The organism is Priestia sp. SIMBA_032, from assembly GCF_046535215.1.
GTDB classification, from domain to species: domain Bacteria; phylum Bacillota; class Bacilli; order Bacillales; family Bacillaceae_H; genus Priestia; species Priestia aryabhattai.
This window is the reverse complement of sequence record NZ_JAWRXD010000106.1, coordinates 1-506: the sequence shown is the minus strand read 5'-3', so window position 1 is coordinate 506 and position 506 is coordinate 1. Positions and strand designations below refer to the sequence as shown.

Annotated in this window: 1 pseudogene; it reads left to right on the top strand. The window is 44.9% G+C overall.

Going from position 1 to position 506, the window contains the following annotated elements:
* Nucleotides 1-438: pseudogene (locus tag SB717_RS33520) on the top strand (FtsK/SpoIIIE domain-containing protein); the annotation flags it as partial.
* Nucleotides 439-506: the final 68 nt, after the last annotated feature.

The following is a 506-nucleotide window of genomic DNA, read 5'->3' as shown; positions in this document are numbered from 1 at the left end:
CCTCGAATTGTCGTGGTTGTAGATGAGATGAGTATAATCAAGCGAGAAACGGATCTCGTAGAGATGATTCAACAGTTCGCAAGTCAAGGTCGTGCGCTAGGTGTGCACACGATTATTGCGATGCAGCGTCCAGATGCCGATTTGTTGAATTCAGCACTCAAAGCAAACTTACGGGTTCGGATCTCTGGAAGGCAGGCCGATGCGATAAATGCAAAAGTAGCCGGGGTCATCGGTGCAGAAGAAATTGATGCCGCAGCCAGGGGGCGTATGAAAATTAAAATTGATGAAGTGAAAGAGTTTCAAGCCTTCTTCTTAGATGAAGGAGCTTGTAAGGAAATACTTTCACCTTATAAAAGGCTCGTGAAAGATCCTGAACCAAAACTAGAAGTGGTATCACAGTCTATCTTCGGGTTATTAGAGAAGGAGGAGCAGCGATGAGCTTTCGACTATCTCAGCGTGATAAAGACATCATAGCGTTTGTTAACCAGTTTAGAGCTGTGGATAGG